Origin of the sequence: Rhodococcus sp. 05-2255-3B1, from assembly GCF_002258545.1 — a bacterium.
Lineage (GTDB): Bacteria > Actinomycetota > Actinomycetes > Mycobacteriales > Mycobacteriaceae > Rhodococcoides.
On the sequence record NZ_NOZC01000007.1, the window covers coordinates 436,745 to 458,180 of the forward strand.

At 66.0% G+C, this 21,436-nt stretch carries 21 protein-coding genes; 4 read left to right on the forward strand and 17 right to left on the reverse strand.

The features are described from left to right. The first annotated feature begins 86 nt into the window (after positions 1-86). Together CH249_RS06370 and CH249_RS06375 are read left to right on the forward strand one after the other, a co-directional pair. On the forward strand, positions 87-1,127 hold the full coding sequence (locus CH249_RS06370) for an amidohydrolase family protein (protein ID WP_256988142.1): 1,041 nt from the start codon (positions 87-89) through the stop codon (positions 1,125-1,127). A gap of 23 nt (positions 1,128-1,150) precedes the next feature. Beyond that, the gene (locus CH249_RS06375; protein ID WP_032397107.1) at positions 1,151-1,444 is read left to right on the forward strand and encodes a WhiB family transcriptional regulator; all 294 of its coding nucleotides are present in this window, start codon (positions 1,151-1,153) and stop codon (positions 1,442-1,444) included. Here the strand turns inward: CH249_RS06375 and CH249_RS06380 are convergent. Both CH249_RS06380 and CH249_RS06385 read right to left on the reverse strand, forming a co-directional pair. Continuing rightward, the gene (locus CH249_RS06380) at positions 1,413-2,207 is read right to left on the reverse strand and encodes a MerR family transcriptional regulator (protein ID WP_256980405.1); all 795 of its coding nucleotides are present in this window, start codon (positions 2,205-2,207) and stop codon (positions 1,413-1,415) included. The genes CH249_RS06375 and CH249_RS06380 overlap by 32 nt on opposite strands. 66 nt (positions 2,208-2,273) lie before the next feature. Then, positions 2,274-3,479: a lipase family protein gene (locus CH249_RS06385; protein WP_045197934.1), complete on the reverse strand. Its 1,206-nt coding sequence runs from the start codon at positions 3,477-3,479 to the stop codon at positions 2,274-2,276. Between the two features lie 154 nt (positions 3,480-3,633). On the opposite strand from CH249_RS06385, the gene CH249_RS06390 reads away from it, so the two are divergent. Beyond that, complete coding sequence (locus CH249_RS06390; RefSeq protein WP_032397109.1) at positions 3,634-5,187, forward strand: succinic semialdehyde dehydrogenase; 1,554 nt, start codon at positions 3,634-3,636, stop codon at positions 5,185-5,187. A 36-nt stretch (positions 5,188-5,223) separates the two neighbouring features. Here CH249_RS06390 and CH249_RS06395 read toward each other — a convergent pair whose 3' ends face one another. The 6 genes from CH249_RS06395 to CH249_RS06420 all read right to left on the reverse strand — a co-directional run bounded on the left by CH249_RS06395 (position 5,224) and on the right by CH249_RS06420 (position 13,059). Continuing rightward, entirely contained in the window at positions 5,224-6,618 is a 1,395-nt protein-coding gene (locus CH249_RS06395; RefSeq protein ID WP_094682372.1) for a PQQ-binding-like beta-propeller repeat protein, read from the reverse strand. Positions 6,619-6,739: 121 nt separating this feature from the next. Beyond that, the gene (locus tag CH249_RS06400; protein ID WP_256988144.1) at positions 6,740-8,743 is read right to left on the reverse strand and encodes an MDR family MFS transporter; all 2,004 of its coding nucleotides are present in this window, start codon (positions 8,741-8,743) and stop codon (positions 6,740-6,742) included. A 3-nt stretch (positions 8,744-8,746) separates the two neighbouring features. Further along, complete coding sequence (locus CH249_RS06405) at positions 8,747-9,232, reverse strand: MarR family winged helix-turn-helix transcriptional regulator (RefSeq protein WP_032397378.1); 486 nt, start codon at positions 9,230-9,232, stop codon at positions 8,747-8,749. Positions 9,233-9,358: 126 nt separating this feature from the next. After that, a complete protein-coding gene (locus CH249_RS06410; RefSeq protein WP_094646346.1) occupies positions 9,359-10,390 on the reverse strand; it encodes an ABC transporter ATP-binding protein in 1,032 nt (343 codons plus the stop codon). A gap of 25 nt (positions 10,391-10,415) precedes the next feature. Further along, positions 10,416-12,032, reverse strand: coding sequence for an ABC transporter permease (locus CH249_RS06415; RefSeq protein ID WP_373453507.1), 1,617 nt, complete (start codon positions 12,030-12,032; stop codon positions 10,416-10,418). Continuing rightward, complete coding sequence (locus tag CH249_RS06420) at positions 12,025-13,059, reverse strand: ABC transporter substrate-binding protein (protein WP_094646462.1); 1,035 nt, start codon at positions 13,057-13,059, stop codon at positions 12,025-12,027. The genes CH249_RS06415 and CH249_RS06420 overlap by 8 nt, the downstream gene beginning before the upstream one ends. A 319-nt stretch (positions 13,060-13,378) precedes the next feature. Between CH249_RS06420 and CH249_RS06425 the strand changes: the two genes are divergently transcribed. Continuing rightward, on the forward strand, positions 13,379-13,729 hold the full coding sequence (locus CH249_RS06425) for a VOC family protein (protein ID WP_179272798.1): 351 nt from the start codon (positions 13,379-13,381) through the stop codon (positions 13,727-13,729). Positions 13,730-13,731: 2 nt separating this feature from the next. Here the strand turns inward: CH249_RS06425 and CH249_RS06430 are convergent, their stop codons facing one another. The 9 genes from CH249_RS06430 to CH249_RS06470 all read right to left on the reverse strand — a co-directional run bounded on the left by CH249_RS06430 (position 13,732) and on the right by CH249_RS06470 (position 21,326). Next, positions 13,732-14,835 (reverse strand): TDT family transporter, encoded by a 1,104-nt coding sequence (locus tag CH249_RS06430; RefSeq protein WP_094682371.1) that lies wholly within the window; start codon positions 14,833-14,835, stop codon positions 13,732-13,734. A 68-nt stretch (positions 14,836-14,903) separates the two neighbouring features. Further along, entirely contained in the window at positions 14,904-15,812 is a 909-nt protein-coding gene (locus CH249_RS06435) for a LysR family transcriptional regulator (RefSeq protein WP_094646349.1), read from the reverse strand. A gap of 24 nt (positions 15,813-15,836) precedes the next feature. Next, complete coding sequence (locus CH249_RS06440; RefSeq protein ID WP_143544375.1) at positions 15,837-16,706, reverse strand: GIY-YIG nuclease family protein; 870 nt, start codon at positions 16,704-16,706, stop codon at positions 15,837-15,839. Next, positions 16,690-17,874 carry a DNA cytosine methyltransferase gene (locus CH249_RS06445; RefSeq protein WP_256981109.1) on the reverse strand — a complete coding sequence of 395 codons (1,185 nt, stop codon included), beginning with the start codon at positions 17,872-17,874 and terminating at the stop codon, positions 16,690-16,692. Before CH249_RS06445 ends, CH249_RS06440 begins: the two co-directional genes overlap by 17 nt. Positions 17,875-17,922: 48 nt before the next feature. Continuing rightward, positions 17,923-18,867: a copper resistance D family protein gene (locus CH249_RS06450; protein WP_179272797.1), complete on the reverse strand. Its 945-nt coding sequence runs from the start codon at positions 18,865-18,867 to the stop codon at positions 17,923-17,925. 16 nt (positions 18,868-18,883) lie between these two features. After that, a complete protein-coding gene (gene mprA, locus CH249_RS06455; protein WP_094646351.1) occupies positions 18,884-19,429 on the reverse strand; it encodes an MprA protease, GlyGly-CTERM protein-sorting domain-containing form in 546 nt (181 codons plus the stop codon). After that, positions 19,426-20,091, reverse strand: a complete 666-nt coding sequence (locus tag CH249_RS06460; RefSeq protein ID WP_094682512.1) for a YcnI family protein — start codon at positions 20,089-20,091, stop codon at positions 19,426-19,428. The genes mprA and CH249_RS06460 overlap by 4 nt, the downstream gene beginning before the upstream one ends. A gap of 47 nt (positions 20,092-20,138) precedes the next feature. Beyond that, the gene (locus CH249_RS06465; protein ID WP_094646352.1) at positions 20,139-20,660 is read right to left on the reverse strand and encodes a hypothetical protein; all 522 of its coding nucleotides are present in this window, start codon (positions 20,658-20,660) and stop codon (positions 20,139-20,141) included. 15 nt (positions 20,661-20,675) lie between these two features. After that, positions 20,676-21,326, reverse strand: a complete 651-nt coding sequence (locus CH249_RS06470) for a DUF6474 family protein (protein ID WP_094646466.1) — start codon at positions 21,324-21,326, stop codon at positions 20,676-20,678. Positions 21,327-21,436: the final 110 nt, after the last annotated feature.

A 21,436-nucleotide genomic window follows, 5' to 3' on the forward strand; every position in this document is an offset into this window, starting at 1 on the left:
GGTACATCTCACCGTTGACTGCGGATTATCTCATATGTGACGATAACGTCAGTTGAGTCGGTGGCATCGAAACGAGGACCTCCACTGTGATCGATCGCAGAACGCTGCTGGGCACTCTCAGTGCCGCGACGATCTCCGGGGTTGCCCTCTCGACCTTGACCTCCGCCATGGCATCGGCGTCCCCCGGCCTCACGTCGGCCGGGCTCGTCGACGTCCACTCGCACATGGTTCCCGACTTCTATCTCCGCGAAGCTCTCGCGTCGGGCATCGTCCTTCCCGACGGCATGCCGAAGTGGCCGTCCTGGTCGGTCGATGAGCACCTGCAGATGATGGACGGCTGCGGCATCGACTGCGCGATCCTGTCCGTCTCCTCGCCCGGTGTGCACTTCGGTGACGACGGAAAAGCGGCCGAACTGGCTCGACGGGTCAACGATTTCGGAGCCGGGGTGGTCGCGAATCGGCCTCGACTCGGGTTCTTCGCGTCCTTGCCACTGCCGAACGTCGTCGATTCGACGGTCGAGGCCATCCGTGCGCTGGACCAGCTGGGGGCCGACGGAGTGACGGTGATGTCGAACGCAGGCGGAATGTATTTGGGCAACGCCGCTTTGACGCCACTGCTGGTGGCGCTCGATGCGCGATCGGCGGTCGTGTTCGTACATCCGACGTCACCGCCGAATTCGGGGGCAGTATCGCTCGGGCGTCCGGCACCGATGATCGAGTTCCTCTTCGACACAGCACGAACCGTCATCGACCTGCTTCTGCTGGGCGTGGTCGATCGATTCCCCAACATTCGCTGGGTGTTCACTCACGGCGGCGGAGTTCTACCACTGCTGGCGGACCGAGTCGATTTCTTCCGAACCCAGGTGGGTCTGGGGACCTCGACCACGCCGGATGTGCTGCAGCGCTTGTGGTTCGACCTCGCCGGAACTCCTGTACCGAGGCAGCTGCCCGCATTGCTCTCCACCGTCGGCCCCGATCGTCTGGTCTACGGCAGCGACTACTGCTTCACGCCGATCGCCGCGGTGCAGGAGCAACTGCAATCACTCGACGCCGGTGCCGCGAACGGCGGACTGGACAACTGGCGAGGGACCACATCCGGCAACGCTCGCCGACTGCTCGATCGCTGATCCGAAAGAGGTGGACACTGCCGATGAAAGCGCAAGCACTGCAACCGATCGCCGAGCACTGGGACTGGCAGATCGATGCCGCCTGCCGCTCGATGCCGGTCTCGATGTTCTACCCGCCGTTGGGATTGCGGGGATACTCGCTGAAAAGCCTCGAGCGACAGGCGAAGCTCGTGTGCGAACGATGCCCCGTGATCGCACGCTGCCTGCAACACGCGCTCGACTCCGACGAAAAGCACGGAGTCTGGGGAGGGTCGACCGCACACGAGCGTTCTGCGATGGTCCGCGTCACCCCTGACGAGCGGCGTTCGCGACAATGACATCACGAAGGTACTGCGCCAAACCGTCGGCGATATCGTTGTAGTGCTTGGCGAATCGCTCGTCCGCGATGTACATCTCCGCCAGGTTCACCTGCATCTCGTAGCCGCAGTCGTAGTACCGCTCGATCGACGCCCGGTGACGCTCGGCCAGTTGCCCGGCCTCGGTGGACTCCGGCGACACACCCCGCTGCATCGCGGCAGCGAGATCCGCTTCCAGTAGATCCGTCTCCTCTTTGACGGCCTTCCAATCGTCCTTGGTGAACGACGCCGTCCGCTGCTGCGACTGCTTCCACTCGTCGGTCTCGCCCCAGCGTTGCTCGGCTTCCTCGGCGTACTCCTCGCCAGGCCAGTTGTCGCCGAAGATCTCTCGCTGCTCTTCGGGAGTCAGTTGCATACCCATCTTTTTCGCCTCCATCATCTTGTCCACGGCCGCAGCCATTGCGTGCAAGTGATCGATCCGCTCGTTCAGTAGGTCGCGCTGTCGGCGTAGATGCGCCATGGCATCGACCGTAGGATCGTCGAGCAACGCCGCGATGGCGTCGAGCGGGAACCCGAGTTCGCGGTAGGTCAGAACCTGGTGCAGCCGTTCGACATCGGCGGACGAGTACGTCCGATAGCCCTTCGGCGTTCTGCCCGACGGCACCACCAACGCGATCTCGTCGTAATGATGCAGCGTTCGGACACTGACACCCACCAACTTCGAGACTGCCCCGACCTGCAAGCCGGCCGAACCGTTCGCGGAAGAATCACTCACGAAAGACACTGTGCCGCCTCCCGTGACGTGAGGGTCAAGCTACGAGCCTCGCGGGTCGTTCCGCAGGGGCAACTCCTAGCGGATGACGCGCTCGCACCCGGAGGTCGATTCTCCGGCGAGCCGCTGCCCTAGCCAGTCGTACGCTCCGGGACGGCCGTTGGTCTGCGCCAGAGAATGATCCCCTGGAATCTCTTCGAGCCGGACCGACGCCCCCGCTGCGCACCACTGGTCCTGCACCGCCTCGGCACCCTCCTTGGGAATGAGGAAGTCCTGCAGTCCCTGGTAGATGTAGATCGGTGCGTCGGGCTTGCGCTGGCCCATGCGGTTCTCCTCGACGATCGCCTTGGTGATCGGATGCTCGAACACGTCGGGGACGTTGGAGAGGTTTCGCTGGTCCAGCAGCAGCAGTCCCGTGTAGGACAACACGTCCACGCATTGATCCTTCTGCGCCAGAGCCAGTCGCTTGCCGTTGTCGTTGGCGAGCTGCCGCATCTCCGGGTACTCGCGGGACAGGCCGATCGTCGCCGCAGTGAACAGACCCGATCCGATCTGGCCGTTCAGTGACGTCTGCAGAATCTTGTAGTCGGTCGGCGGGCCACCGAACGCGACGCCGGCAATGTTCAACTCCGGCGCGTATTCCGGAGCCAACTGCGCGGCCCAACCCGAGGCGATGGCACCGCCGGAGTAACCGGTGATGCCGATCGGAGCGTCCGCAGCCACCCCCGCGCTCTGCGATGCGCGCAAGCCGTCGAGCACGGTATGCCCTGAAACGAGACCGGCCGAATAGGCCTGTCGAGGACCCTGATAGTCGGTGACGACCACCGTGTAGCCGCGACCGAGCAGAATTCGAACCTGATCGATCTCCTTGTTGTTGCCCCGCGGCAGTGTGTACGACGGCGCGCACTGATTACCGAGCGAGTCCGTTGCCTCGTTGTATGCGACGACGGGACGATCTCCGGCTCCGGACCACGGCGCGGTGGGCGTCAGGACTGTCGTCGCCGCCGCGATGGGGCGGTTCTTGGAGTCGGTCGAACGGAAGAGCAACTGAACGGACGACGCCTCCGGCGTCACCGCGACGTCTCGACGGTTCAGCACCGTGCCCGGCTGCAGGTTCTCGTACCCGGCCGGGGGATCGAACCACGCATCGCCCAGGGGGGTGGGCAGGTACGCAGCGGGGTCCGAAGGGGGAGCGACGAAGTCCTGAACAGGATCGGCTTGAGCCGGGCCTGCCAACGACAGCATCAATGCTGCGGCTCCGGCCAGAACGAGTGCCTTGCGCATGTGATTCCCACCCTGTAGCTCCGTACGCCCCGACGTCCGGTAGACCAGTGACCATCGTGCCATACGGTGGCGCAATTTCGGGTCTGTGAACTGAGCCAGCAAGCAGGTAGGTTGTCTGTTACTCCGAACACTACTCACCAGTAGGGACCCGTCCATGCCAGCACCGTCAGCTGCGACCTTCACCCGGCTCGCCGATCTCATCGCCATCCCCGACGCCGAATCGCGGCCGACGAAGACCATCACCGAGGTGTTCACCGGCAAGGAGCTGGCGACCATCCCGGTCGGTACCGCCGCCGATGCGACCGCCGCGATCGCGCGCGTCCGCGCAGCTCAGGCTGCCTGGGTCAAGCGGCCCGTGTCCGAGCGCGCCGAAATCTTCCACCGCTACCGCGACCTGGTGCTCGCCCACCGCGACGAGCTGATGGACATGGCGCAGGCCGAGACCGGCAAGTCCCGCGCCGCCGCTCTCGAAGAGGTTCTCGACATCTCGATGACCGCGCGGCACTACGCGCGCACAGCCGCGAAGCTGCTGGCTCCGAAGAAGGTCACCGGCATGCTGCCCGTGCTGACCAAGACCCGGGTCCGCTACCAGCCGAAGGGCGTCGTCGGAATCATCGCCCCGTGGAACTACCCGATGACCCTTGCAGTGTCCGACGCCATCCCGGCACTGCTGGCAGGCAACGGCGTCGTGCTCAAGCCCGACAGCCAGACGCCGTACTGCGCGCTCGCCTGCGTCGAACTGCTCTACAAGGCCGGTCTGCCCCGTGACCTGTTCGCCGTCGTTCCCGGCCCGGGTTCGGTGGTGGGAACCGCCATCGTCGAGAACACCGAGTACGTCATGTTCACCGGCTCCACCGCTACCGGCCAGCTCCTGGCCGAGCAGGCCGGGCGTCGACTCATCGGATTCTCGGCCGAGCTCGGCGGCAAGAACGCGATGATCGTGGCCAAGGGCGCCAACCTCCGGGAAGTGTCCGACGCGGCCGTGCGGGCCTGCTTCTCCAACTCCGGCCAGCTCTGCATCTCCATCGAACGTATCTACGTCGAGAAGTCGATCGCCGCGGAGTTCACCGAGAAGTTCGGTCAGCGGGTCCGCAACATGAGCCTCGGAGCCGACTACGAATTCGGCATCGAGATGGGCAGCCTCATCTCCGAGGATCAGATCAAGACCGTCTCGGCCCACGTCGACGACGCCAAGGTCAAGGGCGCGACCGTCGTCGCCGGAGGCAATGCGCGCCCCGACATCGGCCCGCTGTTCTACGAGCCGACGTTGTTGACGAACGTCACCGAGGACATGGAATGCGCGGCAACCGAGACCTTCGGGCCGCTGGTGTCGATCTATCCCGTCGCCGACGTCGACGAGGCCATCGAGAAGGCCAACGACACCGAGTACGGACTCAACGCCAGCGTGTGGGCCAAGACCAAGGCCCAGGGCGAAGCCATTGCGGCACGGCTGCATTCGGGCACCGTGAACGTCGACGAGGGCTACGCACCGACGTGGGGCACCACCGGTGCTCCGATGGGCGGCATGGGCGTGTCCGGTGTCGGACGCAGGCACGGTACCGAGGGCCTGCTCAAGTACACCGAGTCGCAGACCATCGCGACGACGCGTCTGCTCAATCTCGGTGGACCGCGCGGACTTCCGCCGAAGCTGTGGGCGAAGATCATGCCGCCCTTCGTCAAGGCGCTGAAGTACATCCCGGGTCGGTAGAACCGGGCCCGGCGACGTCGGGCGACGAGGGACGGTCTAGGTCGTACGCAGGACCGAGATGCTCAGGGCCCTGGTGAAGATCGAGTCGGTGCCGACTCGATCGAACATCGGCCACGACTGCCGATCGATTCCCTCGTCGTCGAATGTCGCCACGGGGATGTCCCACACTGTGGATCCGGTTCCGACGTCGATCCCGCGCAGCACTTCCGGTCCGAACAGAGTGGCGACGTCACCGTCGAGCGCACCGACCTCCGCGAAACCTTCTGTTTCGCGACTCCACAGCGTGTTCCCGGTGTCGAGGTCGATTGCGGATTCGGTGGCTGTGTCGTCGTTGCGCAGCAGCGCCACCGAACCCGTGACGGCGTATGCCAGTCCGTTGGTGGACAGGAACGCAGCGGCGGGTCCGGTGATCTCCGGCGCAACAGCCCAGACCAGACTCTCGTCGGTCCACACGGGATCCGGATTCGGTGGCCGATAGCCGCCCGTCCCGAGCAGCAACGGGCTCTGCTCGGCGGGTGCGTCGAAAGTCGGCCGCTGCAGGGTCACGGAATCCGTTGCAGCGAGCACGGATCCGTCGGCGTCGACGATCTCCGAACCTGTGACCACGGTGGGATCCGAGCAGTCCATCCGCACCACCCGCACGTTGCCGTCGCTCGACGCGGTGCCCGAGCGAGCGCAGTTCGGAGCTGTTCTGGACCACCGGTTCTCCCCGGTGGCGAGGTCGAAGGCGAACACTCCTCGGCCGTCGTCGAACAGCCCGATTCCGTTCTCGGTGTGCAGTGTCGAGGCGAACTGTGCGTTGGGTGAGGACGTGGAATCGAACTGCACCGACCAGTCCGCGTCCACGTCGTCCGCAGTGCCGCGAGACACCGTCGGCCGGACGCCCTCGGGGACCGCCCGAGAGGTGTACACGTGGCCGTCCGTGGTGGTCAGACCGGTGATCGGAAACGCTGCGTCCCGAGTACTCGATTCCCCGGATTCAGCGTCGACGGTGAGGATTTCGGATGTCGTGCCTGCGGAGCCGCGGTAGCAGACGACCTGCCCGTCGACCAACTCCTCACCGCAGCCGACGACGTTCTCCGCGGGGGTACGCCACCGCACCGCACCGTCGGCGATGTGCAATCCCACCAGGGTGGCGTCGACGAACTCTCTGCCGTCGAGGCGGCCGACGAGCGTGACGACCGTCGAGCCGTCGGAGATGGAACCGGATTCCGTCGAATCGGTGTCGCTGCCCTGGACGGGATCACGAAACTGACCGCCTTCGACACCCACATCCGAGGGAGTGAGAGTCCAGCCCAGCGTCGGAGCAGGTCCTGTTGCACCGTCGATGGGAGTGCCGGCCGTCGACGCTCGTTCCTCGGTTCCGCACGACGCGCAGGCAAGCGCTGCTACCAGGACCGCGGCGGCGGAGACCTGGAGACGACGTGTCATGAAAGATCCTCCCGCCTGTGCAGAACCGAAAGATGGTGGACGGTTCGGTCTTGGAGCATAGAGAACGAAAAATCCCCGCACTCCCGGTGGGGGTGCGGGGAACTTTCGTCGACGCGCGAGCCTAGTTGACGCTGTGTCCGTTCAGTCCGGCGTGTGCGTAGTGATTGCGACTGTCGGGAATGTGGTTGTCTCCCAACACCCGAGCAATCTGCTGCTCGCTGAGTCCGAGGCGACGAAGCCGCTCGCAGACCGCATCGAAATCGAGCATTTTCGCGTCGAGTTCCTGTTGCAGTGCAATCACTTCGGCGCGGATGGTCTCGGCCTCGTCCAGTGCCGCCAGCGTGTCCTTCGGCTCGGGTAGCAGCAGGGCGAGCAGCCGGTCACGTGCGTCGGTGCTCAGACCCTCGAAGGGGCGCTGCCCCGGCTGCGCCTCGTGACGACCCTCGGCGCGGCCGCCCTCGAAGCGACGGTCGGTCTCGTACTCGGCGGAGACGTAATCCTGGGTGGCACCGAAGGAGGGAATCTCGGCGAGCTGGTCCTGCGGCTCATCCTTGGGTCCCTGGGCAGGGGTCGACGCGATGTCGATCGTCTGGCGCAGTGGGCGATTCGGAATGAAGACGACCGCGATCAGCGTGACGATCGCGACGAACCCGGCGATCATGAAGATGCGACCGGTCGCATCACCGTACGCGGTGCGGATGACTTCGAGGACCGGAGCAGGCAGTGAGGTGAGATCGAGCGATCCACCGCCGCCCGACGAGCTGTCGACGCCGAGCTGGGCCAGGCCGGCTGCGGACTTGTCGGCCACCCGGGTCGCCAGCAGGGAACCGAGAACCGAGACGCCGATCGCGCCGCCGAAGGTGCGGAAGAACGCAACCGTCGACGATGCCGCACCGACGTTCTGCACACTGACCGTGTTCTGCACTGCGAGAACGAGATTCTGCATCAGCATGCCTGTACCGAGGCCGACGATCGTGATGAAGATGCCGACCGTGACCAGGCTGGTGGCGTGATCGATGGTGCCCAGGAGCAGGAATCCGATCACCAGCAGGATGGATCCGGTGACGATGAACGGCTTCCACTTTCCGAACTTGGTGATGAGCTGACCCGAACCGACGGAGGCCACGAGCATGCCGAACACCAGTGGGATGGAGAGCAATCCGGCTTCGGTCGGGGTGTAGCCGCGAGCGGTCTGGAAGTACTGGCCGAGGAAGGTGGTGGCTCCGAAGAGGCCGACACCGACGGCGATGGAGGCGATGATGGCCAGGCCGGTGGTGCGCTCGGTGACGATCTTGAGCGGGATGATCGGCGACTTGTGCCGAGCCTCGACAACGACCGTCAGGATCAGCAGCAGAACTCCGCCGCCCACCAGGTAGGCAGTCTCACGGGAGATCCAGGCGTAGTAGTCCGCCTTGCCTGCGAACGAGACCCAGACGAGGAGAACGGAAACGCCTGCGGTGAGCAGGAGTGCGCCGAGCCAGTCGATGGAGACGTTGTCCTTGCGAACGGTCTTGATGTGCAGGGTCTTCTGCAGCAGTCCGAGGGCGATCACGGCAAGCGGCACGCAGACGAAGAAGCACCAACGCCAGCCGAGGGGGCTGTCGACGATGACGCCGCCCAGGATCGGGCCACCGGACATCGACACGGCCATGACCGCTCCGGTGTAGCCGGAGTAGCGGCCGCGATCACGCGGCGAGACGATGGTGCCGATGATGGCGATGACGAGTGCTGTCAGACCACCCATGCCGATGCCCTGGACGACGCGGGCAGCCAGCAGTACCGGCACGTTGTGTGCGAAGCCGGCGATGAGCGAGCCCGCGACGAAGATGACGATCGCGCTCTGGACCAGCACCTTCTTGTTGAACAGGTCGGCGAGCTTGCCCCAGATGGGAGTGGAGGCGGCGTTGGCCAGCAGGGCTGTGGTGATGACCCAGGCGTACGCGGTCTGCGAACCCTTCAGATCACCGATGATGGTGGGCAGCGCCGTCGAGACGATCGTGGTGCTCAGCAGCGCGGTGAACAGCGCGGCCAGCAGGCCGGTGAGGGCCTCGAGGATCTGGCGGTGCGACATCGCGTCGGGATCGACGACTGCCTGATTGGGCGGAGTTTCCGCAGATGTAGTCATGTTCTATCTCGCAATCGATTCAATGCGGACCACGTCCTGGTGCTGGGCGTGGGCGTCTTCGTTGAAGGTGTCGTTCAGTTTGCGGATCGAGTCGAGTGCATCGAGTGCCTCGGACTCGCTCCAGCCGCTCAGCATCTCTGCCAGGCGACGTGCGCGTCTGTCCCAAATTTGTTTCAGTCGAACCTGGCCGACGTCCGACACACAGACCCGGGACGCCCTTCGGTCGTCCGGATCGGGATGCCGATCGATGTAGCCGAGGTCGACGAGGTCCGCGATCTGCCGGCTGAGGGCGGACTGGCTGACGCAGAGCCTGCTGGCCAGGTCGGTCTGTCTGCATTCGCCCTCGGTCGCCAGGATGGCCAACACTCCGGTCAGGGCCTGCGGCAGGGGTGAATCCTCGACTCCGGTGGTCACGGCCCGCTTCAGCGTGCGCCCGAAGAGGAAGACCTCTTCGACCAGCGACTCCGCTGTAGTGGATCGAACTGCCATGAGTGCTCCAACGATGAGTTCCATTTACTTGCTGTCTGCAACCATATATATACATACATGCGCTAAGCAAACATTATTCCTGTCTGGTGGGTCACAGGGTTGGAGCCGGATCGCGATCGAGGGTGGCTAGCTCGGGTAGAAGAACGACCGCCGAACGCTCAACGCGACGGTCTCGCCCACCTGCGGGCGCGGTCCACGCACCGAGCATCGGAAGTCCACGTCGCCGGAGCGAACCAGAACGTCGCTGGCATCACGTCCGAACAATGAGGAGGTCACGGTGCCGCTGATCTTTTCGTCACTGACCCCGCCGTCGGGCACGATCTCGATGTCGGTCGGCAGGATTGCGAGCGTCCCGGGTCCGGAACCCTCCGCCGCGAGGGTGAGGGAGCCCGAGGAGAAGGTGCCCTGCGCGACGGTGCCGTCCACGAGGGTGGCGTCGGACAGGAAGCGGGCGACGAACGCCGATGCCGGAGCGCGCACCACGTCCTCGGGCGTACCGATCTGTGCGACGGCACCCTGATCGAGGACGACCACCCGGTCGGCGAGGGCAAGGGCCTCGGTGCGGTCGTGGGTCACGTGCAGGACGGTCAGGTTCGCGGCCCGCGTCAGAGCGCGCAGTTCGAGACGAAGGCGATCACGCAGGGGCTCGTCCAGCGCAGACAGTGCCTCGTCGAGCAGCAGCGCTCGCGGCGAAGAGACGAGGGCGCGAGCGAGTGCGACGCGTTGTCGCTGGCCACCGGACAACGTCGACGGATCCCGCTTCTCGAGCCCGGGCAGCCCGACGAGTTCGAGCACGTCGGCGACCTTCTTCTCGCGTTCGGTCTTGGTGACCTTGGCCAGTTCGAGTGGGTAGGAGACATTCCGTCCGACGCTGCGGTGCGGCCACAGCGCGTGCTGCTGAAACACCATGCCGAGCTTGCGCGACTCGGGAGGCGTCGAAAGTTGCTTGTTCGCAACCACATCGGGGCCGACGGCAATCGAACCGGCGGTCGGCGTCAGGAAGCCGGCGACGGTACGCAGTAGCGTGGTCTTGCCGGAGCCCGACGGCCCGACGAGCGCAACGAACTCGCCGTCTGCGATCTCCAGGTCGATGCCCTCCAAACCGATTGTGCCGTCGGGGTATCGGAGGCCGAGCTGCTCGATCGTGATGGCGGACATCGATTCCTTCTTCTCGGCGTCGGAGCTACGGGCGTCCGGCTCGAGTGGATGCGACGAGGCCGAGGCCTGCGAATCCCACGAGCGCGACGAGTAGGGACAGGGCGGAGGCGGCGTTGTAGTCGCCTGCTTGCTGCAGGTTGAAGATGGACACGCCGAGGGTCTGTGTGCCGGGCGCGACGAGGAGCACCGACATGGTCAGCTCGCGGACCGCAGTGAGGGCGACGAGTACCGAGCCGGTGATCGCAGCCGGTATCGCCATCTTCCACGGCACGTCCCACAGTGATCGAAGATGCGACGCGCCAGAGGATCTGGCGACTTCTTCGAGGGCTGTCGGAGTGGAACTCAACGGTGCGCGGACTGCTTGGACGACGATCGCGAGAAACGCCATCACGTAGGCGCACAGGATGACCCACGTGGTGTCGAACAGGCCGGTGTATCGGCCGATGATCAACCAGCCGACCGCGATGACGAGGCCGGGAATCGCCTGCGGCAGCATCGCTGCCAGATCCAGGCCGACGTTGTCGCGGGAGCGAGTGCGGGTGGTGAGCACGCCGATGGCCAGGCCGAGGAATCCGCACACCACAGCGGCCCCGAGGGCCAGGGTCACCGAGTTCTGGATGCCGACCAGCGTTCCCGGTGCGGTGACCGCGCTCTCGATGCTCTGTAGCGTGAGATTGGCCCAGGTGAGTGGTACGCCGGGAGCCGGCAGCAACGCCTGCGTGGCCAACGCCAGGATCGGCAACACCGTCAGAGCCAGCCCGATGAGCCAGAAAACGATTCCTGCGGGAATTCGACTGCGACCCAGCGGAAGTAGCTGCGGGGCAGTGACCGCGCCGTCCAGTTGAATCGATCGACGGCCGAGAATGCGATCGATCGCTACTGCGACCACGGCGAGTGCGAGGAGCCCGATGCCGATGGTCGAGACCACTTCGAGGGGGCGATCGACGGTGCCCGACTGGATGTATCGGTACACCATGGTCGAGAGCGTGACGTAGCGCTCGGGCAATCCGATCAGAGCTGGTATGCCGAAGTCTGCGAGATTGGATACGGCCGTCAACGTCAGTGACGCCAGCAGGGCCGGACGCAGCAGTGGCAGCGTCACGTCGCGCATGGCCCGGAACGGAGATGCTCCGGCAATGCGGGCCGCTTGTTCCAGATCGCCCGGTACGCGCCTTAGCGCCGCCGAGATGATCAGGTACGCAAGCGGGTACGAGTGGACCGTGAGCAAGAAGATCACCCCGTCGCCGCCGTAGATGTTCCACAGCGGACCGCCGCCGAACGTCTCGTTCCAGAACGAGTTGATCATTCCGCTCGGGCCCAATAGACCCGTCCAGGCGATCGCGCCGACGAACGGCGGGATCAGCAAGGGACTGAGCAGAATAAGGCGCAGCACCGACCGGCCCGGCAGATCGGTGCGATCGAGAACGAGGGCCATGACGGTCGCGATGGCCACCGCCGCGGCCGCGGACAGACCTGCCGACACGATGCTGTTGGCCGCAGCCGACGCGATTCCGCCGTCGAGCAGCTCCTGGATGTGGTTGCCGCCCAATCCGATCGAGACCACAGCGGCCAGCGGAGCGCCGATCAGGGCGAGGACGGCCAACCACAGGCAGGCGCGTACCCAGGTGATGCGGTCAGCCAAGAAGATCGTTGAACGTGGCGACGGCATCGGGCTGCGAGGCGGTGATCGTGTCGAGGTCCGGGTTGAGCAGTTCGATGTCGTCGAGCGCGGGCGCACCCTCGGGCGTTCCGACATCGGACCGGACCGGCAGGTACTGCTGCTCGACGGCGATCTCCTGACCGCGCTTGCTGACCAGGAAGTCCACGTACCTCTGGGCGGCCTCCTGGTTGGCCGAGTCCTTGAAGATTCCGGCGGGCTCGGAGATGTACGGGACACCGTCGGTGGGGTACGACGCAGCGATGGGCGAGCCCTTCTCGGCCAGCTCGCGCACCAGGTAGTCGACGACGATGCCGACGGGCTGGGTGCCGGCGGCGACGGCCTGAGCGACCGGGCCGTTGCTCTCGGCGACCACGGGCTCGTTGGCGACGAGGTCGGTGAGCCACGGAAGGCCGAGGTCGTCCTGACCGAGCCACACCGCGGTGTTGAACGCGGCCGCGCCGGACACATCGGGATTGGGCAGCGTGATCCGGCCCCTGTACTGGGGATCCGCCAGTTCTTTCCACGACGTCGGGGGCTGCGAGACGGCGCCGGTGTTGTACGCGATGACCGTCGGGATGATGCGGGTGCCGACGTAGTAACCGTCGGGATCGACGACGTTGGGATCGAGCGCGTCGACGTCGGCAGGGGTGTACTGCAGAAGGAGATCGTCGGCCTTGTACTTCTCGAACGTGGGGGCGTCAGCAGCGAGCAGAACGTCGGCACCGATGGAACCGGTCTGCCGCTCCGACGCGATGCGCGCGTTGAGATCGCCGGTGCCGGCGCGGAACACCTGTACGTCGATGCCGGGGTTCTCCGCCGTGAACTCGGCGTTGAGCGCGTCGATCTTGGCTTGCGGCTCAGAGGTGTACACCGTGAGGGTGCCGCTGGCCCCGTCGCCATTTCCACCGGCCTCGGGAGCCGCAGGCTCGGAGCAGGACGCAAGGGTGAGGGCGGCGAGACCGAGGATTCCACCGGTGGCAACGCGACGAACAGTGTTCACTTGGTACATCTCCTGGAGGCATCGAGCACGGAAGTTGCTCATGCTTCCGACCCGAACCGACGCGCAGGCGTGTGTTGCGGGAACTGCACGTGTCGCCGGGGTGAACGACGCGATGGCGTCAGGGGCTGTGGATCTCGACAGCTCTTCGGTGCCTCGCTGCCACGGGTCCAGCATCGACTCGCCGGCCTCCGCGCGCTGGACATAGTCGGACGTGTGCTGCCGAAGCTCAGTCAATCCGATGGACTCCATGGAGAGAGTGGGACTTGCGCCCACCTGAGCAGTGGGGAGGACGTCCCCGCGGGGACGTTTTCGGCGATACAGTCCGGGCATGGACGTTGTGCGCGCGATGCCATTGCTCACGGTCACCGATCTCGATGCGGCGCTGGACAGGCACGTCCAGGTCACCGGCATGGAGGTGGTGATGAATCACGGGTGGATCGCCACGCTCGCGCCATCGGGTGACAGCGCGGCGCAGCTGAGCCTGATCACCATCGATCCCACCGGACCGGTCAACCCGTCGGCGTCGATCGAAGTGGACGACGTGGACGCGGCGTACCGGGCAGCGATGGACGCCGAACTCGAGATCGTCTACGAGATCACCAACGAGGAGTGGGGCGTGCGCCGATTCTTCTTTCGCGACTCCGACGGCAACGTGGTGAACGTGCTCTCGCACATGTGAGATCAGGCGGGGTACAACAACTCTCCGCGCCGGATACCGCGCAGAGTGCGGGTGGCCACGGTGAACCAGGCGGCGAGCAGCAAGAGGTACAGGGCAACGGCCAGAGCCTGCACCGCACCGAAATTCAGTGCATGTCCCAGGGCACTCGCCCCGGTGACGCAGGTGCCGACGGGGAAGGTGAACGACCACCACGTCAGCGAGAACCCCAGGTTCCTGCGCGCCGCGTGGACGGTGAGAGCCGTCGCGAGCGCGAACATCAGCACGCCGAAGCCGCCCATGATCAGTCCGTAGCCGATGCCGAAGACGTGCAATCCGACGGCGATCGACGACTGTCCACCGGTGAACACCATCGAGGCGTCGGTGCCGAGCAGGTTCGCCGCCGTGATCGACTGACCGATCAACCCCAGCGTGATCCACACGGTGGGAGCCGCGTCGACGGGCGGTAGACCGCCGTGCAGCAGACGTCCGTAGATCAGAGTCAGCGTGATCATCCCGACGATCAGCGACAGTCCGAACATTGCGTAGCAGGCGCACAGCAGCGCCAGCCGCCACTGGCCGTCGGGTAGGTGCGGAAGCATCAACGCCCCGGTCGAGGCCGAGACCATCGGCGGCACCACCGGCATCAGCCACGCGGGCAGGGCGGCAACGTCGCGATGATCCGACGCGGTGATCATGCGATAGGGAACGACGACGCTGGTGAGCAGACCGGTGATCGTCCCGGCGATCCACAGACCGGCGAACAGCGTGGTGGCCGCGGTGGATCCGAGCAGGTCCACTCCGAGGAGGCCTGCTCCCGCGCCGACGGTGAGCAGTGCCATCGGCGGAGCGCCGTAGAACTGCACCATCACCGGGTGCCGGGCATAGGTGACAGCTCGGTCGCGGTGCCCGATCCAGTGCATCGCGAAGGCCGCACCGATCACGACGAGCGCCGTAGCTGCGCAGACCCAGACAGAGACCGCGAACACGTGCAGAGCCGCGAACTGCACCGGCAACGTGGCGGCCGCGGTGGCCACGATGCCGGTCCCCATCACCGCGGCGAACCAGTTGGGGGTGATGTGCTCGAAGGGCTGGCGGCGCACCACGCGGGTAGGAGCTGTCATTGTCATGTCTTCAGCCTGCGGGGTGCCGTGCCGGCTCGGTAGGCACCGGTTCAACAATCAGTCATAACCCAGGGCTATGGCTGCGTCTTCGCAGCCACGGTGAGCAACTCCGCGGCCGGTCCACTCGGCGCGCGGCCGGACGGCCAGATCGCCCGCAGTTCACGATGCAGGGTCAGTCCTGGAATCGGTACGCGGACCAGGGTCCCGGCAGCCAGCTCGGGAGCGACGGCCAGTGAGCTCAGCACGGCTCCGCCGATTCCTGCCCCGACCGCGGACTTGATCGCCGTCGTCGAGGAGACCTCGAGGAGCGGCGAGGCCGGATGCCCGAGACCCGCTGCCGCCAAGGCGCTTTCGTAGGCCGAGCGCGTCCCCGACCCGGCCTCCCGCGTCACCAGTGCAGTGCCGACGATCTCGGTGGCCGACGGCGTAGTGGCGGCCCACGAGTGGTCCGGTGCCACCACCAGCACCAGTTCGTCGGTGGCAACGGTACGGTGATCCAGAGCTGCAGGGACACTGGGGCTTTCGATGAAACCGAGGTCGGCGGTTCCCGCGAGCACCTTCTCGGCGACCACCGTCGAGTTACCCGAACTCAGCGTCGGAACGATGTGCGGGACAAGCGTGTGCAGCGTGACCAGCCAGCGCGGCAGAAGATACTCTGCGACAGTCTGACTCGCGGCAATCTGCACATGGCCGATGCGTTCGGCGTGCAACGTGGCGATGGCCGTCGCCAAGTCCTCGGCGGACCGAACGACCGGCGCAGCCCAACTGGCGACGAGCTCACCGAGTTCGGTCAGTACCGTTCCGCGCGCGCCCCGTGTCAGCAATGGCGCGCCGACGCGGCGTTCGAGGGCACGGATGCGCGCACTGGCCGCCGGCTGCGACATGCCGTGGGCTCTGCCCGCTCGCCCGATGCTGCCGAGCTCGGCCACCGACAGCAGCAGATCGATGCTGGTGAGATCGGCAACGTGAGGGGGAAGTGGCACGAGGCGAGCCTACGGCGGGGCGAGTCAGTACTCGCTGAACAGGTCCAACTCGCCGTCGGGCTCGGTGATGTCCGCGGACTCGATCGCATCTTCCGTGTCTTCGGGATCGTCAGGCTCACTGCGCTCGTGCAGCACCGATCCCACCAGGGCGGTGACGTCGATGGCGGCGGGGTCGGGGATGGGGTGTCCCTCGACGAAGGCGAGTCGCTCGGCCGAAAGGTAGGCCAGGCGCACGGCCTGGACCACGAGTACGCGTCGTAGACCCTCGGAGACCTCGCCGCGTTCGCGGGTGACCGCAGCCAATCGCGAAATCGTCTCGGCACGACGGGCGATGCGGATGTCGGGGTGCCCGCGCTCGCGGCGGGTCTGCTCCGAGATCAACGATCGACGCAGCGAGGCCGGGAGTGCGATGGGCTCCGAGACCGGTGGGATCTTCTCGTTCAGGATCGCCTTGTGCCGCGACTTGTCGATGGCCTCGAGGTACGCCGTGTACTCGTGAGCGTTCAGATCACGCTCGGCTGCGCGGAATCGTTCTGCACCGTCGGACTTCTTGAGATCCTCGTACTGCCACAGCGGCCAGATCTCGATTTCCGCGACCTCGAAGACGTCGAGCACCCGCATCGCGACGGCGTCGGTGCGCTGGTTGGTCAGGTGACGCTGCACCCGAACGCTGAGCTTTTCCTTGGTCTGCCCCACGTAGATCGGCTCGCCGTCGTAATCGTAGAACGCATACACGCCCCACTTGGCCGCCGACCACACCCGGCCCTGATCGTCCCTCTCGCTCAGCACTTCTCGCAGGGCCGCGCGAAAGGACTGCACATCGTCCGCGGGAAGAGTGCTCTTGCGCGGCGCAACGGCAGACGACCGCAGCGAGGACTTACCGTGACTGGACATGCGCCGCAGCTGTATTCGATGCATGCATCGTCCCGCTGACCAGTGGCATCAGGTAGTGCTCCGCGAGCCACGTGACCACGGGAACGCACACCGCATCACCGAAACCGAAGAGCGCCTGGTTGTTTCGCAGACCGTCGAGTGTGTACTCGCCGGCACCCATCAGGCGGGCGTATTCGAGCGGTGTCATCCAACGCACCTGCAACCGGCCGTTGCCCATCTTCACCACCGCCTGCTTCGACGAACCGCCGCGGGCGGTACGAAGGCAGCCGGAGATGTCGTCGGGCCGAGCCTCCCAGACCGCGACGCCGTTGCGGGTGCGACGGTAGGCGGTGCGGTAGCTGACCTTGCGGGACTTCTTCAGAATCTCTATGCGCTGCAACTGAATCGGCGACAACGACTGCACGAACGCCGCGGTACGGGCTGTGTCCCACCACCGCTCGTCTCGGTAGTCCATGCGCTCGACCACATCGCCGAGGCCACTGGTCAACGGAATCGGCGGACTCGGCAACGGAGCGCGGTGCGTCAGCAACGTCGAATCGCCGTACACCGCCTGCAACCAATCCGGCCGCAGCTCACTGTTGGGATCGCGGGCATCCTCGGGGGGATTCTGCGCGCCGATCAGGAACAGGCGTGGCCGCGACTGCGGAACGAAGCGTCGAGCATCGATGGTGAGGACATCGACCGAGTAGCCGAGTTCGTTGAGTTCTCGCACCGCTGCGGCCAGATCGTCGCCGCCGTGACTGGTGGCCAGCCCGACGACGTTCTCGAGCGCCACCACCTTCGGCCGAGCGGCACCGAGCTCGCTCAACACCCGCGTGAAATGCCGGAACGTCGAGGAGTTCTTGCCCGCCAGACCGGCGCGGCCCCCGGCCAACGACAGGTCGGTGCATGGAAACGACGCCCACGCCAACGACAAACCGTCGGGCAGGTCCTCTCCCCGGGTGTGGGCAACATCGCCGAGTTGAAAATGGCCTGCATCGTCACCGAAGTGCTGGCGATACATGTGGTGCTTGTCGCGCTCGATGTCGTTGGCCCACGAGACCTCGAAACCGGCCTGCTCCAAGCCCATTCGCACCAAGCCGATACCGGCGAAGAACTCCGCGACAGTGTGGATCCGGCCGAGCGCAGGTGCCGAGGAATCACTCGGCACCACAGTCAACTTCGGCATGCACTCAGGCTAGTACAGCGCACCGACACGGTTGTGCCTACCGCCGGCTCACGCGGTGGTCGCCAGCGCCGCGGCCAAGCCGAATGCCACCGCCAGCAGGCTCACATGCGCGGCCGCTCGCCCCACCGAGTGCTCCACCGTGGATCGGTGTGCGGCGACGGTCGGCAACCACGTCCCACGGATTCGATGAGCCAACGCGACCAGGATCACCGTGGCGAGAACCTTGGCGAGAACGATTCGGCCGTAACCGGTCTCGACCACGGCGCCGAGGCTGTCGAGCTTCAGAACCGCGTCCAGCACCCCGGTGGTGGCCACCCCGACGACGCACCAGAACGCGACCCGCGAATAGACCGGCAACAGAGTCGCCCACGCGGATTTGCTCCGTAGACTCAGCGCCATCGCACTCAGTAGGCCGAGCCACACCGACGCGCACAGCACATGCACGGCAACGGCGAAGGATCCGAACGCGAACTGCGACATGTGACCGGTGATCGGCCGCGCCACCAGGGCGAGTGACGCCAGCACGATCACCGGAGTCGGAGACCAGCTCGCCCCCGACCGATACCCGGCCACCCCGACGGCGCACAGAGTGAGCGCCAGGATCACCGTCGCCGAACCCAGACGGCCCACCGAGATCGAGGTGGCGAATGTGGTGAAAGCGATCGGCGACAACGTCAGTGGCGTACGCCCGGCCGAATCGGCTGCCGCAGCGGCCAGCAGAACGAACTCGGCCACCGCCCACAGCCCCGACAGATAGCCGATCGCGCGCCACATCACCAGCGGGTCGACGGCGGGGCGTCGGGACTCGGAACTGGCGTCCAGGACAGCGAGAACTCCGAACCCCAACACCACCGAGCCCGACGCCACCGCGATCACCCGTAGCCACGACGACCCACCGGGAAAGGTGGGGTACGCCAGCGCGAATGCCGCCGCGACCCCCAGCAACGCCGCAGCTGCGGCGGCGAGCACCAACCGAACGCTTCTCTCGCCCACCGCAGCCACGTCGGTACTACTTCTGGGTCTTCGGCTTGCGCAGGGCGAACCCCAACGCGCCCGCGAAGGCCAGAACCGCGACCACGATCAACACGATGTGTCCGTAGCCGCCGAGAAATCCGCCAGCCGACTCCTCCGAGGTGCCCGACGCGTCGGCCGGTGCCCCGGGAGTACCGGAACCTTCCTGCGTCAGCGTGAACGTCGCCGTGCCGCTCACGGGATGACCGTCGGCCGAGGTGATGCGGTACGCGAGGGTGTACTCGCCGATCGGTCCCAATTCACCGACGTCGACGACGACGCTCTGGCCCTCGATGCGTGCGTCGCCCTTCGACCAGATGTTGCCGTCGGGCCCGACGACGTTGAGCGTGGCGAACTGCGACTGCGGCACCTCGTTGAACGACACCGACGCCGTCGCCGGAGACGAGTCGAGGGAGGAGCCGTCGGCCGGGCTGTACCCGGTGACCTGCGAATGCGCCGATGCGATCGGTGCGGCGATCAACAGCACCAGCAGTGCTGCGGCCGAGACGAGCAGTGCCTTCGTGGAAACTACGAGCGATCTCACGAGCGCCGCGCCCTGATCGTCGCGCCGATGCCCAGACCTGCGCCGACGGCTCCGAGTACCAGTCCGACGCCGGCGAGCCAGCGAGCGGTGTTGTCGGAGGACGACGACTCCGCCGATGCCTTGGCTGTTGCGGTGGTCTCGGTGTGGGCGCTGCCGTGCGCATCACCGCCGGCCGCGGCCAGAGTCAGGGTGGGAGCGGGCAATTCGGGCTCGCTACCGTCCTCGGTCATCGGCTCGTTCCAGTTCACGACCTCACCGTCGGTGTAGGTCTGAGTGGCCGGGAACGAGACGGTCTCCTGCTCGGGCAGCGGTCCCGCGGAGAGCAGGAACTGCTGGAACTGGCCCGGGCCGACCTCGGAACCGGGGTTCGCCGTCCACGTCACCGACACGGCCAGATCGGCCGAGTCCTTCTCGACGGTGGACGTCCAGCCCGGGATGGGCTGCGTACGAGCAGAATTCAAGCCAGGCAGGGTCACCTTGACCGAACTGGTCGAGGCAGTATCGGACTCGGTGGGAACGCGGAACGTCAGCACCGAGTAGCCGCCCTGCGCGGCGTCGGGTGCCGAGACGACGACGTGTGCGGACGCTGCGCCTGCGCCGATCAGCAACGCGCCGACGGTGGCTCCTGAGACGAACAGGGCACGGGAAAGAGAGCTCTTCATGGATCGGGTCATTTCTGTGCAGAGATGTGCGGGAAAAGGGATGTCGGTCAGTAGATCGACACCGGGGGCCCGCGACGAGAGATGACCCAGTCGAGCGCAGTGCCGTCCACCGACGGAACCGCAACGGACATGGAGACGCGACCGACGGCGGAACCGTCGGGCAGGGGAGTGAGGAGGGCGAGAACCGCTCGGACGATGGAGGTGATCGGGCCGTAGAGGCGCTCGGCCGCGGCGATCGTGAATCCGGCGACGACCGAGGCGACCGCGTGGAAGGCGATCATGGCTGTGCTGGGAAGCAGGGAGTGTGCGTGCATCTGAGCTGCGCTGCCGAGGCTCAGCGCCATGTGGGCGACGAGTTGGCCGGTCAGCAGAGCCGGGAGCAGCAGAACGGTCGAACGCCTGGGCAGGGCTGTCATGGCACCGATACCGATGCCGACGACGATCAGCAGGGCCAGGGCAGAACCGTCGGGCCAGTCGCCGCCGGCCATGCCGTGTGCGGCCACCGCGAGCGCCGCGGTGACGATACCGACAGCTCCGCCGCGAAGCGGGGCGGCTGAGCTGTCGGTCATCGGTTCGTTCAGGGGTCAGCGCACGCCGAGACGGGCGAGCAGATCGGCCTCGATGCCGTCGAGCTCTGCGGAGATAGCGGCGTGTGCGGTCTTGCGGCGAGCGGGCGGCATCTGCTCGGATGCGCGGACAGCGGTGGTCAGATCGTCGAGACGCTCGCTGATCGCGGCACCGAAGCTCTTGGTCTCGGGATCGGAGTGGCGCGCACCGATGGTGCCGAGCGACTTCTCGGCACCGGCGATCCGTGCGCTGAGCTTGCCGCCGTGGCCGGTGTACTCGCTGAGCTGATCGGGTGCAACACCGAGCTGCTGCGCCTTGCGGCTGTCGAGCTGCGCACGAACGACGGTCGCACCGCGGTAGAGGATGGGGGCCAACACCGGGATCAGCAGCCGGGCAATACCGAGATACTTGCGGATCTGAGCCACGCTCAGTGTTCCCTGCATCGCAGCTTTCTGCTGAGCCTTGAGGGTAGAGACCTGCGCCTTCTCGACGTTCTTCTGCGACTTGGCCTCCACCGCGCTGAGCTTGCGCTGTGCCTTCGCGATCGCCTTCAACTGCTTGCGCTCGTTCTTCGCGCCCAGCTTCGCTTCGAGTGTTGCCTTGTGCTTGAGAGCTTTGGCCTCTGCCTTGCGAGTGGCACGACCCTTACGCTTGCGAAACAAACCCATCGACAAGGCTCCTGACATGTGCTGCTGGGCGGGAAAAGTGCGTTCCACACACCTTATCGGGCGGTGGTGTTCGCAGGCTGACGGGCGGTGATCTGCACCGGCTGTCGGAG

Bases quoted from the DNA above. Each gene is read 5' to 3' on its own strand.
- CH249_RS06375 (WP_032397107.1), top strand. From the start codon at position 1,151: ATGAAAGCGCAAGCACTGCAACCGATCGCCGAGCACTGGGACTGGCAG.
- CH249_RS06385 (WP_045197934.1), bottom strand. From the start codon at position 3,479: ATGCGCAAGGCACTCGTTCTGGCCGGAGCCGCAGCATTGATGCTGTCG.
- CH249_RS06390 (WP_032397109.1), top strand. From the start codon at position 3,634: ATGCCAGCACCGTCAGCTGCGACCTTCACCCGGCTCGCCGATCTCATC.
- CH249_RS06395 (WP_094682372.1), bottom strand. From the start codon at position 6,618: ATGACACGTCGTCTCCAGGTCTCCGCCGCCGCGGTCCTGGTAGCAGCG.
- CH249_RS06400 (WP_256988144.1), bottom strand. From the start codon at position 8,743: ATGACTACATCTGCGGAAACTCCGCCCAATCAGGCAGTCGTCGATCCC.
- CH249_RS06405 (WP_032397378.1), bottom strand. From the start codon at position 9,232: ATGGCAGTTCGATCCACTACAGCGGAGTCGCTGGTCGAAGAGGTCTTC.
- CH249_RS06410 (WP_094646346.1), bottom strand. From the start codon at position 10,390: ATGTCCGCCATCACGATCGAGCAGCTCGGCCTCCGATACCCCGACGGC.
- CH249_RS06420 (WP_094646462.1), bottom strand. From the start codon at position 13,059: ATGTACCAAGTGAACACTGTTCGTCGCGTTGCCACCGGTGGAATCCTC.
- CH249_RS06425 (WP_179272798.1), top strand. From the start codon at position 13,379: ATGGACGTTGTGCGCGCGATGCCATTGCTCACGGTCACCGATCTCGAT.
- CH249_RS06430 (WP_094682371.1), bottom strand. From the start codon at position 14,835: ATGACAATGACAGCTCCTACCCGCGTGGTGCGCCGCCAGCCCTTCGAG.
- CH249_RS06440 (WP_143544375.1), bottom strand. From the start codon at position 16,706: ATGTCCAGTCACGGTAAGTCCTCGCTGCGGTCGTCTGCCGTTGCGCCG.
- CH249_RS06445 (WP_256981109.1), bottom strand. From the start codon at position 17,874: ATGCCGAAGTTGACTGTGGTGCCGAGTGATTCCTCGGCACCTGCGCTC.
- CH249_RS06460 (WP_094682512.1), bottom strand. From the start codon at position 20,091: ATGAAGAGCTCTCTTTCCCGTGCCCTGTTCGTCTCAGGAGCCACCGTC.
- CH249_RS06465 (WP_094646352.1), bottom strand. From the start codon at position 20,660: ATGACCGACAGCTCAGCCGCCCCGCTTCGCGGCGGAGCTGTCGGTATC.
- CH249_RS06470 (WP_094646466.1), bottom strand. From the start codon at position 21,326: ATGGGTTTGTTTCGCAAGCGTAAGGGTCGTGCCACTCGCAAGGCAGAG.